General features: G+C 70.1%; 14 protein-coding genes. 6 read left to right on the forward strand and 8 right to left on the reverse strand.

Annotation, left to right across the window (positions count from 1 at the left end; genetic code table 11):
* Positions 1–230: 230 nt before the first annotated feature.
* The 3 genes from MicB006_RS32460 to MicB006_RS23915 all read left to right on the forward strand — a co-directional run bounded on the left by MicB006_RS32460 (position 231) and on the right by MicB006_RS23915 (position 2113).
* Positions 231–623 carry a hypothetical protein gene (locus MicB006_RS32460; RefSeq protein ID WP_225980472.1) on the forward strand — a complete coding sequence of 131 codons (393 nt, stop codon included), beginning with the start codon at positions 231–233 and terminating at the stop codon, positions 621–623.
* 80 nt (positions 624–703) lie between these two features.
* The gene (locus MicB006_RS23910; RefSeq protein WP_116509060.1) at positions 704–1006 is read left to right on the forward strand and encodes a helix-turn-helix domain-containing protein; all 303 of its coding nucleotides are present in this window, start codon (positions 704–706) and stop codon (positions 1004–1006) included.
* Between the two features lie 66 nt (positions 1007–1072).
* Positions 1073–2113 carry a tyrosine-type recombinase/integrase gene (locus MicB006_RS23915; RefSeq protein WP_225980473.1) on the forward strand — a complete coding sequence of 347 codons (1041 nt, stop codon included), beginning with the start codon at positions 1073–1075 and terminating at the stop codon, positions 2111–2113.
* Positions 2114–3006: 893 nt separating this feature from the next.
* On the opposite strand, the gene MicB006_RS23920 is transcribed toward MicB006_RS23915, so the two are convergent.
* Positions 3007–3354 carry a pentapeptide repeat-containing protein gene (locus tag MicB006_RS23920; protein WP_116509062.1) on the reverse strand — a complete coding sequence of 116 codons (348 nt, stop codon included), beginning with the start codon at positions 3352–3354 and terminating at the stop codon, positions 3007–3009.
* 657 nt (positions 3355–4011) lie between these two features.
* Here MicB006_RS23920 and MicB006_RS23930 point away from each other — a divergent pair.
* On the forward strand, positions 4012–4524 hold the full coding sequence (locus MicB006_RS23930) for a DUF429 domain-containing protein (RefSeq protein ID WP_116509066.1): 513 nt from the start codon (positions 4012–4014) through the stop codon (positions 4522–4524).
* Positions 4525–6132: 1608 nt separating this feature from the next.
* On the opposite strand, the gene MicB006_RS23945 is transcribed toward MicB006_RS23930, so the two are convergent.
* Positions 6133–6501, reverse strand: coding sequence for a cyclic-phosphate processing receiver domain-containing protein (locus tag MicB006_RS23945; protein ID WP_116509070.1), 369 nt, complete (start codon positions 6499–6501; stop codon positions 6133–6135).
* Positions 6502–6600: 99 nt separating this feature from the next.
* On the opposite strand from MicB006_RS23945, the gene MicB006_RS31870 reads away from it, so the two are divergent.
* Both MicB006_RS31870 and MicB006_RS23950 read left to right on the forward strand, forming a co-directional pair.
* On the forward strand, positions 6601–6738 hold the full coding sequence (locus MicB006_RS31870) for a hypothetical protein (protein WP_161565943.1): 138 nt from the start codon (positions 6601–6603) through the stop codon (positions 6736–6738).
* 190 nt (positions 6739–6928) lie between these two features.
* A complete protein-coding gene (locus MicB006_RS23950) occupies positions 6929–7177 on the forward strand; it encodes a hypothetical protein (protein ID WP_116509072.1) in 249 nt (82 codons plus the stop codon).
* 50 nt (positions 7178–7227) lie between these two features.
* On the opposite strand, the gene MicB006_RS23955 is transcribed toward MicB006_RS23950, so the two are convergent.
* The 6 genes from MicB006_RS23955 to MicB006_RS23980 form a co-directional block, all read right to left on the reverse strand.
* Positions 7228–8454, reverse strand: a complete 1227-nt coding sequence (locus tag MicB006_RS23955; protein WP_116509074.1) for a nitrate/nitrite transporter — start codon at positions 8452–8454, stop codon at positions 7228–7230.
* A 142-nt stretch (positions 8455–8596) separates the two neighbouring features.
* Complete coding sequence (locus MicB006_RS23960; protein ID WP_225980474.1) at positions 8597–9790, reverse strand: molybdopterin molybdotransferase MoeA; 1194 nt, start codon at positions 9788–9790, stop codon at positions 8597–8599.
* 86 nt (positions 9791–9876) lie between these two features.
* Positions 9877–10638 (reverse strand): respiratory nitrate reductase subunit gamma, encoded by a 762-nt coding sequence (gene narI, locus MicB006_RS23965; RefSeq protein ID WP_116509076.1) that lies wholly within the window; start codon positions 10636–10638, stop codon positions 9877–9879.
* Positions 10635–11255: a nitrate reductase molybdenum cofactor assembly chaperone gene (gene narJ / locus MicB006_RS23970; RefSeq protein ID WP_116509078.1), complete on the reverse strand. Its 621-nt coding sequence runs from the start codon at positions 11253–11255 to the stop codon at positions 10635–10637. Before narJ ends, narI begins: the two co-directional genes overlap by 4 nt.
* Complete coding sequence (gene narH / locus MicB006_RS23975; RefSeq protein WP_116509080.1) at positions 11252–12949, reverse strand: nitrate reductase subunit beta; 1698 nt, start codon at positions 12947–12949, stop codon at positions 11252–11254. The genes narJ and narH overlap by 4 nt, the downstream gene beginning before the upstream one ends.
* Positions 12949–16614 (reverse strand): nitrate reductase subunit alpha, encoded by a 3666-nt coding sequence (locus MicB006_RS23980; protein ID WP_116509082.1) that lies wholly within the window; start codon positions 16612–16614, stop codon positions 12949–12951. The genes narH and MicB006_RS23980 overlap by 1 nt, the downstream gene beginning before the upstream one ends.
* Positions 16615–16732 lie beyond the last annotated feature (118 nt).

A 16732-nucleotide genomic window follows, 5' to 3' on the forward strand; every position in this document is an offset into this window, starting at 1 on the left:
GACCCGGGCACCAGCGCGGTCTGCCCGACGTCGTCGCCTCGAGCGGCATCCGCCACCAGCTGTTGCCGACCCCACCCGCGAGCGACACCGGCACCCCCGGCCGCCGCGCAGGTGACGGTTTCCGACCGCCGCTGTCACAGGTGCTCCTCCCCACGCCGCGCGTGACGGACAGGCAGAAGGATTGCCCCGGACAATGTGGCTCCCACGAGGACGTCCCCCTGCCGTCTCTGGTGCCTGGCCTATCGAAGCCCCGAACCTCCTACACGGGAAGCGCCGGCCACCATGGCGACAAGGACCCCGACCTACGCGCCGCCCCCGCCCAGCTCAGCAGCGACGCGCTCGGAAGACCCGACGAGACCACGTGGCAGATCTACGCCCCGGCGATCGCACGCTGGGAGCTTCTGATCGGCCGCCCCGTTCCCGCGCCCGCCCAGCCCGGCCAGCACGGTAAGCCCGTGCTCGCACCGCCGTTCGTGGAATGGCTCATGGGCCTACCCGCCCACTGGGTCACCGACCCCACCCTCGATCTCCCACGCACCGGCGCGTTGCGCGTCCTTGGCAACGGCGTCGTCCCCGCCCAAGCGGCCACCGCCCTGCGCCTTCTGCTGTGCCGCCACCACTGACCACCCGCGGGCTCTTCGCAAGCCGACCAGGCATCCGCCCGCGAAGAGCCCGCCCCACCCGCGCCTACGAGGAGCTCACCGTGCGCGACAACCCGCACCGCCCCCGACGGCGCCCACCGCCGTCACCCACACCCGCCCACGCGACAGGACACCACGACGAGCAGGAACCGCGCCTCTACACACCAGCCGAAGCCGCAGCGCTGCTGCGCATCCCGGAATCCTGGCTACGCCGCCGCGCCGGGCGCCGTCAAATCCCCTGCACCTTCCTCGGCAAACACCTGCGCTTCTCCGCCGCCGACCTCGCCGCCCTCATCGCCACCTCCGCAGAACCAGCCACCGGCCGCCGCACCCACCGGCGCTACCGCCCGCCAGCGGCGACTTGACCCAACCCGCGAAGTCACGCGTCCATCACCGACGCACCGCAGCACCCGCACCGAATGGAGTAACCCATGGCCTGGGTGGAACAACGCGGCATGAAGTTCCGCGTCCGCCTCCGCATGACCGACGGCACCGTCACCACCGACTCCACCCATGACCTGCGCGCCGACGCCGTCATCCGCGCCAAAGAAATCGACGTCGAAGTCGCCCGCGACACCTTCATCGACCCCCGCGGCGGACGGATCCCCCTCGCCGAATGGGTGCCCATCTGGGAGTCCACCCACCAGGCGTCCCCCGCAACCTGGGCCGCCTACCGCAGCCACCTACGACTGCACATCCTGCCCACCCTCGGCCCCCTGCCCCTGGTCGACATCCGCCGCCAACACATCAAGACCCTCGCCGTCGCCCTCGGCAAACGCCTCGCACCCCGATCCGTCGCCGACGTGATCATGGTCCTATCGATGGTCCTACAAGAAGCAGTCGAAGACCGCCGGATCCCCTTCAACCCCTGCCGAGGAATCCGCATCCCCAAAGGCATCCGCGCCGAACGACCCCACGCCACCACCGAACAAGTCGCCGCCATCGTCGCCCGCCAAACCCGACCCTCCGACGGCCTCATGATCCTCACCGCCGCCTACACCGGCATGCGCTGGGGCGAACTCGCCGGCCTGCACCGAGACAACCTCGACCTCACCCGCGGCAGCATCTACGTCCACCCCGACACCGGCGCCCTGCACGAAGTCGAAGGCAAGCTCTACCTCGGCCCACCCAAAACCAACGACTCCGTCCGCCACATCCGCCTACCCCGCTTCCTCACCAACCTCCTCGCCACCCACCTCGCCGACCACCACCACAACACCGTCTTCCCCGGCGCCCGCGGCCACCACCAACGCCGCTCCAACTTCAACCGCCGCGCCTGGACCCCCGCCCTCACCGGCGACCCCAACGAGACATCCCGCCGATCCTGCCCGGCATGCACTTCCACGACCTACGCCACACCCACAAAACCTGGCTCATCGAAGACGGCATCCCCGAAATCGCCCAGGCCCGACGGCTCGGACACCGCCTCGCCGGCATCAGAGGCATCTACAGCCACGTCACCGAACCCATGATCACCAACCTTGTTGACGCGCTGCAGCGACGCTGGGAGACAACCCAACCCGACCGCCCCGACAGGACCTTGCGGCATCTGCGACCTGTCGCTTGATAAGGCTGCTGAGATGCGCATTGGTTACGTGTCACACCAGGATCGAACGGACTTACCGCCGCCGCCGGCGACAGCGATCGCCGTCTCGGTTGGCCGATATCGAACATCGCTGGTCATACCTGTGACCGCACCGCGTTTACGTTTGATCCTGTATCGCTACGCCGGCAGCAGTGCCGTGATCGAACGCGCGTTCACGCCGCGATCAGCGCGGGGCAAGCAGGTGTGCCGTCCCGAGGTGGTCGACGGATGTTCAAGGAACGAGCGGCCGTGCCGGTGACATCTGAACCCGCCGAAGAATCGGCTCCAGGCCGGGCCGTAGACCAGAGTCGCCCAGGTCCGTGCACCAGCATTCGCATCCGACGGACGATTCAGCTATCGGCTGCGCGGCTTGGTCTGAGACCAGAGGATCACGGTCGCGGCGACAAACAGCAACACCAATAACGCGCAGGGGCACAGCAGGAGCCACGCCGTTCCTTCCATGGGCACAGCCTAGGCTCGCCGGGGACACGCCGAACTCGGCAACTGCGAACGGCAGTTAGCCTCGCCAGTATCGCGGTACTGGCGGCATCCGCTCCTGCCGCTGTTAGCCTCCGTCTTTCGCTGGATGTTGATCAAGGCGGTGGCCCAGGGCAGTTGCTCTGTCCGCTGGGCCGCTCGGACGTTCGGGCATGCTGATTGGCCGGCGCGGTGACCGGCGTCCTCCGGCGCTGCGTTTGTCGTGGCTGGGGGCGGTTCAGGTGACTGCCTGGGGTAGCGCGGTCAGGCGGGTGTACGCGGTGACCAGGTCGGTGGCCAACGTCAACCGGACGTGACCCCGGAATCTGAGCGGTCGTGCGGCCACCCGATGACGCGCTCGGCTGTGACGCCACGAAGGTCGGCTCCGTTCCACCGTGCCCCAGTGACGTCTGTGCGCCCGTACTCCGGATCGTGCGTCAGGACGTAGCTGAACCGCGCGTAGGACAGGTCCGTGTCCCGCAGGTCGGCGTCGCGCAGATCACAGCCGGCGAAGCTGGCACCGCGAAGGGACGCGCCCCGAAGGTCGGCGCCACGGAAGTCACACAACGTGAACGAGTGCCTATCAAGGGTGCGGTGCCGAAGATCGCGACCCGCGAACGATTGCCTCGTCGCGCGGGGCGGGGTGCTCACCCGCGAACCGTAGCGTGGTCGTCGGTCGCCGAACCACCGGTTTCAGGTTCCGTCTTCGAGAGGCCCACAACTACGAGTTCCAAACCGTTGCTGGGGTCAAGCCCCGATCGCATGTTGATTCCGGCCGCCCCTGGCCTGCTGGCGGCGCGAGCGTCGGCATCGGTCAGGCGTCGGGCGCCTGGATTTGGGCTGCCATCATGGCCACGTGTTGTCCTGGACCCGGCCATATGAAGATCCGATGCGGCTCTTCACCGGCACACTGGCGGTGCTCGGTACGTTGCTTTTTGTCATGGGTCCACAAGGCGGTGAAGGCAGCCGACATGGCCGTGATCATAAGAGCGACGACCGGCAGTCTCGACCCATCACGCCGGGGGGCGTTGATGGATTGAGCCGGCATTGGGATCTGCCGCCTGAACACGCGCGACCCCTACCAACTAGAGGTGGTCGCAGTACGGAGAGCAACGACGGCCCAAGGCGTGGCCCAGGTCCCGCAGAAGAGTGCCCAAACGCTCGGCTTCCTCGGCCGTGGGCGGAGTGATGGCTGCGCCAGCCGCAACGTGCTCTCCGGCCTCGTACAGCGCGACGTACAGATCTACCGCGGTGGTGCGGTCGAGCCGCAGAACAATGTCATCCCGCATGCGCAGACCCTAATCGCACATCTCGAGGCGCCAGGCAGACGTGCTGGCGTACAAGCTGGTAGGGCCTCGACGGTCGTCGGTGTTCATGACACCGGTCCGGGCCGCGTTGGAGGCCGGCAGCCATGCGGTGACGGTGCAGGTGAACAGGGAGCGGGCAGGTGAGGGCGTCTCTGCGCAGGTGTATGGGTTGCGCGCCAAGATTTTCGAAGTCGACATCTGGGCCCGGCAGGCAGGGCGACAGGTCGTGGAAGTGCACCCGGAGGTGTCGTTCGCGAGGTTGGCCGGCTTGCCGCTGCCCGACGGTAAGCGCACCTGGGCTGGAGCGCATCATCGTCGGCGCTTGCTCACCGATGCTGGAATTCACCTTGCTGACGATGTGGGGGAGGCTGGCCACGCTGCGGCCGTTGACGACGTGCTTGACGCTGGTGTTGCAGCTTGGACGGCCGCACGAGTCGCCTCCGGTGCCGCAACGTCTCTTCCAAACCCGCCTGTCGAATACTCGGATGGCTGGCCGTCAGCAATCTGGGTCTGATCTGACGTTCAAGCGCCACGCATGAGGGCAAGCTTCGTCTTCAGTCTCAATTTGGTGATCGATAGCGGATCAGGGCATAACGTGATGCCGCTGCCGGCTCGGGATCCCGCGATCAGGAGTCGCTATCGTGCTCGGTTCCAAAGCGGTGACCCGGCCGACGCGTCCAGGACTGCTCGCTCGAGTGTCACTGCAGCTTGCCGGTCTTCCGTCACAGCCCACCTGATATGCAGGTCGGCCCAGTGCAAGGCGTCTTGCGCCCAAGCCGACGCGCGCTTGGGCTGGCCGCCGATGAGTTGCTCGAGGTGCTCCTGTACGAACGCGGCATCGGCAAGGGCCCGATCCAGGACGGCTTCTCCCAACCCGCTGACCGCTGCCTTCCCACGGCGGTACACCGTGAGCCGTCCTCGAAGTCCTCGGCCACGACGCTCGCCGGCCATGCCCACATAGACGAGGCTGCCTGTTGCCCCTTGCCGAGCGAGGTACACGCCTGGAAGACGCGGCGCTGAGACAGCCGCGTCGTGGAAGGGGAGCCACGGCGACCACTTTGCAAGGGCTTCGACCATGTCGTCGGCGAACACCGGACCAGCATGCCGTAAGTGCAAACGAGGCGAACCTCCGAAGGCATCGCGCTCTCATGCCGCGGATAAGGCGCGGCATCCGTACGGGCGCCCGGTGGACTGCCGGGCCATGGGAGCAGGTCGGAAGCGCCAGAGCTTAACTGCCGCTGGCGGGGCGTCAACCAAGGCCACTCGGGCCAGTCGCCACGAACCGTCAACGAACTACCCGCAGGACAGTCCTTCGCAGCCTGGACACAGCAGCCCGGTCGCAAGCTCGGGAGCGGGGGAGCAGCTTGGGAGCAACAGGGTGCACCGAACGTTCTTCAACTGCGTCGAGCAGCATCCAACGGTGTGCAACTGCACCCACCCCTGGGTGCGGCTTCTCGTTTCCGCAGGGCAGAGTCAGTGTGGCGTCAGAACGCCGAAGTGGTCAGGGCGCTGCTCCCCTTCCTGCTGGTGTCGGCTGCCGCCGGGGATCCGTTGACGCCGGTCGAGAGGGCCCCTGGCATATCGACGCATGGCTCTGGCTCGCGCCGTGCTCGCGTCGATGTGATTCCGAGGACTGAGACTCGAATCCCACCAGCAACGCGCTGACCAGCGCTTCCTGGGCGATGACCTCTTCGGCGTTTCCGAATGCATCAGCCTCGAAAGCCCGCTCCACAGGGTCGGGGACGTCTACTCATGCCGAGAAGCGTTCACCTCGGGGGCTGTAGGTCGGCGTACGCTGATCAAGTAGGTGCGGTGCGATGGCGTTTGAGGAGATGCGGGATGGTTGAGCGCGTGACTGCCGGCCGGTTGATCCTCGTTAACGTGGTGGGTTGCTGGTTCTACCTGCGGCAGCCCACGTTCATCGGCACCGGGCAGAGCTACTGGATCGATCACGAGACCAGCGAACTGTGCGTCGACCGCGGTGCTGCCCGCGTAACCCGGCATGCTCGCGTAACCCGGCACGCAGGTTGGATGTGTCGGTAGCTGAGATCCAGGGCTCGATAAGTGTTCCGGATCCGCCACAGATGAAGAACGACTGTACGCGACGGCGTAGCCGGATCGATCAGCTCGCCGGAGGGCCTTTGTCGTAGCCGACGTCTGAGCAACCCGACGCGACGCGGACCCGGTAACCCCAGCGCCTCAGGACAAGCGCGATTCTCGCGGCACCGCCCGGGTTGGCGGAATGGACGACGACCACACCGATGTTGAAGGGGCGGTCGTCGAAGGCGGCCTGTTCCAGGACCTCTATCACCGGCCAGATGGTGTCGTCGCCGCCCAGGTCGTGGTCCAGCCACAGCTCGTCCAGCCGGCCATCCCGGTAGTGGGTAAGAAGCTCGACTCCGGCAGCGCTCGTGCGGGCCACCTCCGCGCGGCGGCCATCGACGAATGACCGAAGGTCATCGATCAGAGCGATCGCTCGTCGGGCGTCCACCTGGTCATGATGCGCGGGCACCGCCACACGTCGCCATCCGGTTTCGCCGGCGAAGCAGGCTCCGAGAGCTGTCGGAGGGTGTTGCGGTGATCCAGGCCGGTGGCGAAGCCGCAGATTCGGGCATCCGGCCTGGCGGGCGCGGTTGATCCAGATGTCGAGGTGCTGCTCGGTGCCCTGGTGGCGGACCAGCGCGGCGGACCGGCGGGCGAAGCCGGCGACGGTATCGAGGTCCAATGACGTGGCGGGCCGGACAGCGCCCCGCTCCCCAGGGGGGCGGGGTCGTCAACTGCAACCACCTCAGTCGTCGACGTTGCCCCAGAGAGCACAAACGCCAGGGTCCGGCCGAGGCCGTTGCAGGCGAGGTGAATCTTGGTGGTAAGTCCACCTCGACTTCAAACCGACGTTGCTGGGGTCAAGCCCCGATCGCATGTTGATTCCGGCCGACCCTGGCCTGCTGGCGGCGCAGCGTCGGCATCGGTCAGGCGTCGGGCGCCTGGATTTGGGCTGCCATCATGGCCACGTGTTGTCCTGGACCCGGCCGTATGAAGATCCGATGCGGCTCTTCACCGGCACACTGGCGGTGCTCGGTACGTTCCAGCGCATGATGCCGGTGTGGGCCATGGCCACGTCGTCGACGACCCGGGTCACACCGTTCATTCGACGGACCCGGCCCTGACGAAGCGGTCAGTGGCCAGACCCGGCACCGGTCAGCCCGCACCGAGACCGTCAACCGGCGCGGCGGGCCAGGCCTCCCATCTTCACCGCGGTGAACACCGCGGCGGCCAGCGCCACGTCGGAGAGCAGCATCAGCCCGATGGCGTAGGAGCCCTGCGACCCGTACACCCAGCCCATGACCAGAGGCGGCACGAACCCGCCGAGCCCGCCGGCGGCCCCGACCAGCCCGGTGACCGCGCCCACCTGGTCGGCGGGGGCGACCTTGCCGACCAAGGCGAACACCGCGCCGCTGGCTGCGCCGAGCAGCACCGCCATGCCGAGCAGCGCGACCGTGGCGACCGGCATCAGGGCCGGCTGGAAGGCCTGCACGACGGCGAACCCGGCCACCCCGGCGAAGCACCACACCAGCACCGGCACGGGGTGTAGACGGTCGGAGAGCCAGCCGCCCACCGGGCGGGCCAGCACGGCGAGCACGACGAACCCGGCGGTTCGCAGCGCACCGTCCGCGGCATTGAGCCCGTAGGCGGTGCGCAGGTACGCCGGCAGGTACACGCTGAAGGCCACGAACCCGCCGAACCCGACCGCGTACAGGAAGCACAGCTGCCAGGTGACGGTCAGCCGGGCGACGCCGGCGAGCCGCTGCCAGGCCGACCCGGTGGGCCGGGCCGGGCCCGGCGCGTCGCGCAGCAGCAGGAACGACAGCACCGCGTACGCCGCCAGGATCGCCGCGACCAGCAAAAACGGGGCCCGCTCCCCGTAGGTTTCGGCCAGCCGGACGGTGGTGAAGTTGGCGATCGCGGTGCCACCCATGCCGACACCGAACACGCCGATGGCGAAGCCGCGCCGGGCCGGCGGATACCAGCCGGACACCAGCGGGACGCCGACGGCGAAGGCGGTGCCGCCGATGCCGAGGAAGAAGCCGGTCACGATCAGCGCCGGGTAGGAGGAGACCGTGGTGAGGGTCAGCACCGGAACGATGGTGGCGACGGTGACCAGCGGGAAGACTACCCGGGCCCCGTACCGGTCGGTGAGCGCGCCGACCGGGATGCGGCCCAGCGAGCCCACGATCACCGGCACCGCGACGAGCAGGGACTGCGCGGCGAAGCCGAGCCCCAGCCGTTCCTTGATGCCGGGGCCCAGCGGACCGAGCAGGGCCCATGCCCAGAAGTTCACTAGGAAACCGAGGGTGGCCACGGCTAGCTGGAGGGCGGCGCCGGAGGTGGCCTCGGGATGCCCGACCGGGGCGGTGGACCCGGCTTGGTCACGGATGCTGGTCATCGTTCAACTCCGTCGGGATCGTCGTGCTGCTGTCGCGGCGTCAAAGGGGAATGCGGCGGTCCGCTTCACCGGTACGAGCCTCGCTCGAGCCAACCCACCCCGGCAGGGCCGGAAGACCCGGCCAGGAGGACGTCCCCACCTGTCACGGCAGGGTGCGCAGACCGACCGGGGTGCCGGGACGCCAACCGGGCGGCACCACGGCCAGCGCGTCGGCGTCCGCCGCCGCGCCCAGGTATCCCGGGTGCGCCCCGTCGACCAGCCGCAGGCCCCGCGCGCCGCGCCGGACCGGCACGATCCGGGTGTTCCGCTCGTCGAGGCGCAACGGATCGGTGAGGACGGCGGTGTCCAGATCGGCCGGCGGCCGTCCGGCCAGCCCGGTGAGCAGCGGGTCGATCAGGGTGAGCGCGGCGACCAGCGCCGCGTACGGGTTGCCCGGCAGGCCGACGATCCAGTGGGCCCCGGCCTGGGCCAGGACCTGTGGGTGCCCGGGCCGGCACCGCACCCCGTCCACGTGCGCAACGGCCCCGAGGTGCCGCAACGACGCGTGCAGCCCGTCCGCCGGGCCGACGGAGGACGCCCCGCAGACGACCGTCACGTCGGCGTCCCGCGTGCTGTCCGCGACCGCCTCGGCGAACCAGTCGGGCTGGTCGCCGACCATCCGCGGACCGAGGAGGTCCGCTCCCCAGGCGGACAGCAGCGGGGTCAGCATCGGGCCGATCGCGTCCCGTACCCTGCCCCACGGGGGACGTCCGGCGTGGATCACCTCGTCGCCGCTGATCACCAGGCGGGCCCGGGGTCGGGCCCGGACGGTGAGGTGGTCGAGGCCGACGCTCGCGGCCAGCCCCAGCACCGCCGGCGTGACCGGCGAACCCGCCGGCACCAGTTCCTGACCGCGGGCGGCGTACTCGCCCGCGCGCCGGATGTGCCAGCGGTCGCCCGGCGCCGCCCGCAGGACGTCACCGATGCGGTCGGCGACCTCGTAGGGCACGACCCGGTCCGCCCGGCCCGGGACGGGAGCGCCGGTGGCCACCTCGACCGCGGTCCCCTCGACCAGGGGCCCGACGGCGTGGGTCCGACCGGCCAGGACACGGCCTACCACCCGCCACGGGCCCGGCCCGCGCACCGCGTACCCGTCCATCGCGGAGTTGTCGAACCCGGGCAGCGGGACCGCCGCGACCAGTGGCGCCGCGAGGGTCCGGCCGGCGGCGGAGGCCAGCGGTACCGACTCCGCGGGCAGGGGAGCGGGGAGCCGGTGGGCCAGCGCCCGCGCCGCGGCCCACTCCGTCGCGGGTCGAGACGAATGGTGACTGTCGGTGTGGTGCGGTGCGATGGTCACCGGTGGTTCCTCCCTGCCGGGACGTCGGGCTGCCTGTTCGCCGGAGGCAGCCGGTGGCGGTCTCCGGGCGGTCGAGGCGGCGGTGGTCACCGGCGCGAGCGGGTCCGACCGCCGCGCGGGGTGGGCAGCCGAGGCGCCCCCTCCCATCCGGGGCGGGTCGGCCGCAGTCCGGGCCGGTCGTCCCGGCTTCGATAGACGACGTAGGGGCGGGTGGCGTAGCCGACCGGGGCGCTGAACGCATGGACGAGGCGGGTGAACGGCCAGAACGCGAAGAGCGCGAACGCGGCCAGGATGTGGATCTGGAAGCCCACCGGGGCACCGGCCATGATCTCCGGATCCGGGCTGAGGTAGAACAGCGACCGGAACCACGGGGAGATGGTCTCCCGGTAGTCGTAGCCGGGGCCGGCGACGTTGGCCCGCACCGTGGCCCAGAGGCCCAGCACGATCACCCCCGCCAGCACCACGTACATCGCCTTGTCGTTGCGGGTGGTGGCGGCGAAGACCGGCCCGGTCAACCGGCGGCGGGCGATCAGGATGCCCAGCCCGATCAGGGTGCAGAAGCCGGCCACCGTGCCGATGAACACGGCCATGAGGTGGTAGGTGTGCTCGGTGACGCCGACCGCCTCGGTCCAGGACTTCGGGACCACCAGGCCACCGATGTGTCCGATCAGGACCATCAGCACGCCGAAGTGGAACAGCGGGCTGCCCCACCGCAGGATGCTGCTCTCGTAGAGCTGGGAGGATCGGGTCGTCCAGCCGAACTTGTCGTAGCGGTGGCGCCAGATCAGGCCGCCGACGAGGATCGCGATCGACAGGTACGGGTACACCACCCACAGCAGGATGTTCATCGGCGTCCTCCAGTCGTGTCGACCAGTCCGAATGGTTCGAGTCCGACCTGCTCCACCGGCGGTCCGGTGCGGGCCAGCCGGGCGGCGGCGGCGATGTCCCCGGGCTGGGCGGGCGGCAGCATCTCCCGGACGGCGGCGACGGCCTGCCGGTACACCGACTTCTCCCGCCCCAGCGCCTCGACCAGCAGGTCGAGGCCGACGCGGTTCTCCCGCAGCAGCCGCCACCCGTCGTCGTCGGCGGCGGCCAGGTCGAGGACAGCGGGCAGGAAGTCGGGCAGCTCGCCGTCGACGACAGTCAGTCCGGCCGCCTTGTACGCGGCGGCGAAGTCGACCAGCGCCTCCCCCCGGCGACGGGTGTCGCCGCAGGTGTAGTAGGTCAGGTGCAGGCAGCAGCGGCGCCGGAAGTCGAACACCTCCACGTAGGCGGTCCGCAGGTCGACCGGCGCGGCGGCTTCCCGGTGGGCGACCACCTCGCGCAGCGGCCGGGCGACCTCGGCCGGCAGGCCGTCGAGCGCGGCCCGCACGGTGGGCAGCGCGGCGAGCACCTCCTCTTCGGGGTAGCGCAGCAGCAGGGACGCCGCGCGGGCGGCCACCGCCCGCCAGGTCGGCTGGCTCACGGGTTACCTCCGTCGACGGGTGCGGATTCGCGGCTGCGGGGCGGGAAGAGGCCCTTCGGGCTGCCCTTGCCGTCCCAGTTGAGCAGGTTGACCCGGCGGGGTTCGTCGCCCGGATCGGTGAAGCCCTCCGCGGTCTGCCGGTCGCGCAGCATGTGGAAGGTCTCCACCTGGACCGGCACCGGCGTGCCGGAGGACTCCCCGAAGGGCCCCTGGCCGTACGGGCCGCCGCCGCCCATCCCGGGGCCGCCCTCGTAATCGAGGCTGCACTCGGTGGCGATCTTCTCCAGCCGGTGCGCGTCCTCGGCGTGCGCGGCGGGGATGACGTACCGCTGCTCATACTTGGCGATGGCGAGCAGCCGGTACATCTCGTCCATCTCCGCGCCGGTCATCCCGACGGCGGCGGCGATGGACTCGTCGCGTTCCTCGCCCAGGTTGATCCGGCGCTGGTAGGCGCGCATCGCGGCGAGCCGGTTCAGCACCCCGCGCACCGGCTCCGGGTCGCCGGCCGTGAAGAGCTCGGCGAGGTACTCCACCGGGATCCGCAGCGCGTCGATGGCCCCGAAGAGGTTGCCGGCCTCCTCCGCGTCGTGGCCGGTCTCGCGCAGCACGTCGGCCACCGGCGACAGCGGCGGGATGTACCAGACCATCGGCATGGTCCGGTACTCCGGGTGCAGCGGCAGCGCCACCTCGTAGCGCATGATCAGGTCCCAGATCGGCGAGCGCTGCGCGGCGTCGATCCAGTCGTCCGGGATGCCGGCCTCGCGGGCGGCGGCGACCACGGCCGGGTCGTGCGGGTCGAGGAAGACCGACCGCTGCGCGTCGTACAGGTCGTGTTCGTCGGCGATGGCGGCGGCGGCGGCGACGCGGTCGGCGTCGTAGAGCATCAGCCCGAGGTAGCGCAGCCGCCCCACGCAGGTCTCGGAGCAGATGGTGGGCTGGCCGATCTCGATGCGCGGGAAGCAGAAGGTGCACTTCTCGGCCTTGCCGGTGCGGTGGTTGAAGTAGACCTTCTTGTAGGGGCAGCCGGTCACGCACATCCGCCAGCCCCGGCAGCGGTCCTGGTCGACCAGGACGATGCCGTCCTCGGCCCGCTTGTAGATCGCGCCCGACGGGCAGGAGGCCGCGCAGGACGGGTTGAGGCAGTGCTCGCAGATCCGCGGCAGGAAGAACATGAAGGTCTTCTCGAACTCCTGCTTCACCTGGCCGGAGACCTTCGCCAGCACCGGGTCACCGGCGGCGATCTCGTTGCCGCCGGCGAGCGAGTCGTCCCAGTTCGCGCTCCAGGTGATCTTCGTGTCCTCGCCGGTGAGCAGCGACTTCGGCCGGGCCACCGGGGTGTCGTCGCCGGCCGGCGCGTTGATCAGGTGCTCGTAGTCGTACGTCCACGGCTCGTAGTAGTCCTGCATGGATGGCAGCTTCGGGTTGGCGAAGATGCTGAACATCTTCTTCACCCGGCCACCGGAGCGTGGCTTGAGCTTGCCGGAGCGGGTCCGCACCCAGCCGCCCTGCCAGCGCTCCTGGTTCTCGTAGGTGCGCGGGTAGCCCTGCCCGGGGCGGGTCTCCACGTTGTTGAACCAGACGTACTCGACGCCGGAGCGGTTGGTCCACGCCTGCTTACAGGTGACCGAGCAGGTGTGGCAGCCGATGCACTTGTCGAGGTTCATCACCATCGCCATCTGTGCCATGACCCGCATCAGTACTGCACCTCCTGGGAACGGCGGCGGATCACGGTGACCTCGTCGCGTTGGTTACCGGTCGGGCCGAGGTAGTTGAACGCGAAGGACAGCTGCGCGTACCCGCCGATGAGGTGGGTGGGCTTGACCAGCAGCCGGGTCAGCGAGTTGTGGATGCCGCCGCGCCGGCCGTTGGTCTCCGACTTGGGCACGTCGATCACCCGTTCCTGGGCGTGGTACATGTAGACCGTGCCCTCGGGCATCTTGTGCGTCACCACGGCCCGGCAGACAACCACGCCGTTGCGGTTGACCGCCTCGATCCACTCGTTGTCCCGGACGCCGATCTTCGCCGCGTCGGCCTCGCTCATCCACATCGTCGGTCCGCCCCGGGACAGCGTGAGCATGATCAGGTTGTCCTGGTACTCGGAGTGGATGGACCATTTCGAGTGCGGGGTGAGGTAGCGGACGGTGATCTCCAGCTCCCCGTTGCGGCCGAGTCGCGGTTCGCCGAAGAGCTTGTGCATGTCCAACGGCGGCCGGAAGATCGGCAGCGCCTCGCCGGCCTCGTGCATCCAGTCGTGGTCGAGGAAGAAGTGCTGCCGGCCGGTGAGCGTGTGCCAGGGCTTGAGCCGCTCGGTGTTGATGGTGAACGGGGAGTAGCGGCGGCCGCCGTGCTCGCTGCCCGACCACTCCGGGCTGGTGATCACCGGCACCGGGCGGGACTGGGTGTCGGCGAAGGTGATCTGCTTGCCCTCGTGCTCGGCCGCCAGGTCCGCCAGGCGTACCCCGGTGCGCTTCTCCACGTCCCGGAAGCCCGCGGTGGCGACCCGCCCGTTGGTGGTGCCCGACAGCGCCAGGATCGCCTCGCAGGCGTGCGTGTCCTTCGCCAGCGACGGCCGCCCGTCCGCGGCGCCGCCGCGCACCTCACCGTTCTTGCGGCGCAGATACTCGACCTCCGGCCGCACGTCGACCGAGAAGCCCTTGCCGGTGGTGCCGAGGGTGTCCATCAGCGGCCCGAGCGCGGCCATCTTGTCGGCGATCGCGCCGTAGTCCCGCTCGACCACCACCAGTTTCGGCATGGTCCGGCCCGGCACCGGGGTCTCCCCGGTCGCCGCCCAGTCGCGGACCCGGCCGTGCGGGGTCGCCATCGCGTCCGGGGTGTCGTGCAGCAGCGGCGCCGCGACCAGGTCCTTGCGTACGCCCAGCCGCGGCCCGGCGAGAGTGGAGAACGCCTTCGCGATGCCGTGGAAGGCGTCGAAGTCGGTCCGGGTCTGCCACGGCGGGTTGATCGCCGGGGTGAAGGCGTGCACGAACGGGTGCATGTCGGTACTGCTCAGGTCGTGCTTCTCGTACCAGGTGGCAGCGGGCAGAACGATGTCGGAGAAGAGCGTCGTGGAGGTCATCCGGAAGTCCAGGCTCAGCAGCAGGTCGAGCTTGCCCTCCGGGGCCTCCTCCCGCCAGGTCACGTCCTTGGGCCGCAACTCCTCCGGCGCCTCCTCGGCGCGCAGGTTCGCGTCGGTGCCGAGCAGGTGCCGCAGGAAGTACTCGTTGCCCTTGGCCGACGAGCCGAGCAGGTTGGCCCGCCAGACGGTCAGCACCCGTGGCCAGTTCTCCGGCGCGTCCGGGTCGGTGCAGGCGAACGTCACGTCGCCCTCGCCGAGCCGCTCGGCCACCCAGCCCGCCGGGTCGTCCGGCCGGGCGGCGAGGGCCTCGTCGGCCAGGTCGAGCGGGCTGCGGTCGAAGGTGGGCATCGACGGCATCCACCCCGAGCGGGCCGACTGGGCCAGCAGGTCCATGGTGTGCTTGCCGGCGAACGCGCCGGTGCCGGTGGGGGAGGAGACCACGTCGGCGGAGTAGGTGTCGTAGCGCCACTGGTCGGTGTGCACGTACCAGAAGGCGGTGCCGATCATCTGCCGGGGCGGGCGGACCCAGTCCAGGCCGAACGCGAGCTGCGCCCAGCCGGTCGCCGGGCGGCACTTCTCCTGCCCCACGTAGTGCGCCCAACCGCCGCCGTTGACCCCCTGGCAGCCGGTGAGGGTGACCAGCGCCAGAATCGCCCGGTAGGTGGCGTCGGAGTGGAACCAGTGGTTCGTGCCGGCGCCGAGCAGGATCATCGACCGTCCGCCGGAGCGGTCCGCGTTGTCGGCGAACTCCCGCGCCACCCGGGCCACCTGCGCCGCCGGCACGCCGGTGACCTGCTCCTGCCACGCCGGCGTGTACGGCGCCTCGACGTCGTCGTACCCGGTCGGCCACTGGCCCGGCAGGCCGTCGCGGCCCACCCCGTACTGGGCCAGCACCAGGTCGAAGACGCTGGTCACCAACTGGCCCCGCACCGTGCGGGTCGGCACGCCCCGGCGCAGCGCCTGCGGGGTGTCGGTGTCGAACCGAGGCAGCTCCACCTCCACCGCGTCGCCCGCCCCGAGGCAGGTCAGCGCCGGCTCCAGGTCGCCCAGGTCCAGGTTCCACTGGCCCTGCTGCTCGCCCCAACGGTGGCCGAGGCTGCCCCGCGGCACGGCGGGAGCGTCGGTGGCCGAGTCCCAGAGCACCGTCCGGAAGGCCGCCTCCTTGTCCGTCTCGCCCAGGTCGTCGGCGGTGAGGAACTTGCCCGGCCGGTACGCCCCGTCGGCACCCGGCTCCAGGGTGACCAGGAACGGCAGGTCGGTGAACCTGCGGACGTAGTCGACGAAGCGCGGGGTGCGCTGGTCGACGAAGAACTCCTTGAGGATGACGTGCCCCATCGCCATCGCCAGGGCGCCGTCGGTGCCCGGCTGGGCGGGCATCCACTCGTCGGCGAACTTGACGTTGTCGGCGAAGTCGGGGCTGACCACCACGACCTTCTGCCCCCGGTAGCGCGCCTCGGCCATCCAGTGTGCGTCCGGCGTGCGGGTCACCGGGACGTTGGAGCCCCACATGACGAAGTAGGAGGCGTCCCACCAGTCCCCGGACTCGGGCACGTCGGTCTGGTCGCCGAAGACCTGCGGGGAGGCCACCGGCAGGTCGGCGTACCAGTCGTAGAACGACAGCATCGAGCCGCCGAGCAGGGACAGGAACCGGGCGCCGACGGCGTGCGACACCATCGACATGGCCGGGATGGGGGAGAAGCCGGCGACCCGGTCCGGGCCGTACTCGGCGATCACGTGCACGTGCGCGGCGGCGACCATCTCCTGGGCCTCGTCCCAGGTGATCCGCACCAGGCCGCCCTTGCCGCGGGCCTTCTGGTAGCGGCGGCGTCGTTCCGGGTCGGCCTGGATGTCCGCCCACGCGGCCACCGGATCACCGAGGCGGCCCCTGGCCTCCCGGTACATCTCCACCAGCACGCCCCGCGCGTACGGGTAGCGCACCCGGGTGGGGGAGTAGGTGTACCAGGAGAAGGCGGCACCCCGGGGGCAGCCCCGAGGCTCGTACTCCGGCCGGTCCGGTCCGACGCTCGGGTAGTCGGTCTGCTGCTGCTCCCAGGTGATGATGCCGTCCTTGACGTACACCTTCCAGGAGCACGAGCCGGTGCAGTTCACTCCGTGCGTGGAGCGCACCACCTTGTCGTAGGACCAGCGATCCCGGTAGAAGGCGTCCGCCTCCCGGCCGCCGATCTGGTGCAATGTCCGGCCGTCGGCGGAGACCTCGGCCCGGCGTACCAGGCCGCCCACCGCCAGCAGCGCCCGCCCCGCACTATCGGTGGCTCGCGACATACGCCTCATTCCTTCGATAGATGGCCGTACTGCCCCACGTTCTCGACAGATGCGCCGGAGTGCAACCCCGAGCGAGGGCGTAATGGCCATGGTGCCGACGTACAACCTCGGGAAACCG

This window comes from Micromonospora sp. B006, assembly GCF_003408515.1.
Classification (GTDB): Bacteria; Actinomycetota; Actinomycetes; order Mycobacteriales; family Micromonosporaceae; genus Micromonospora; species Micromonospora echinospora_A.

Bases quoted from the DNA above. Each gene is read 5' to 3' on its own strand.
- narH (WP_116509080.1), bottom strand. From the start codon at position 12,949: ATGCGGGTCATGGCACAGATGGCGATGGTGATGAACCTCGACAAGTGC.
- MicB006_RS23950 (WP_116509072.1), top strand. From the start codon at position 6,929: ATGTTGATTCCGGCCGACCCTGGCCTGCTGGCGGCGCAGCGTCGGCAT.
- narI (WP_116509076.1), bottom strand. From the start codon at position 10,638: ATGAACATCCTGCTGTGGGTGGTGTACCCGTACCTGTCGATCGCGATC.
- MicB006_RS23915 (WP_225980473.1), top strand. From the start codon at position 1,073: ATGGCCTGGGTGGAACAACGCGGCATGAAGTTCCGCGTCCGCCTCCGC.
- MicB006_RS23955 (WP_116509074.1), bottom strand. From the start codon at position 8,454: ATGACCAGCATCCGTGACCAAGCCGGGTCCACCGCCCCGGTCGGGCAT.
- MicB006_RS23980 (WP_116509082.1), bottom strand. From the start codon at position 16,614: ATGTCGCGAGCCACCGATAGTGCGGGGCGGGCGCTGCTGGCGGTGGGC.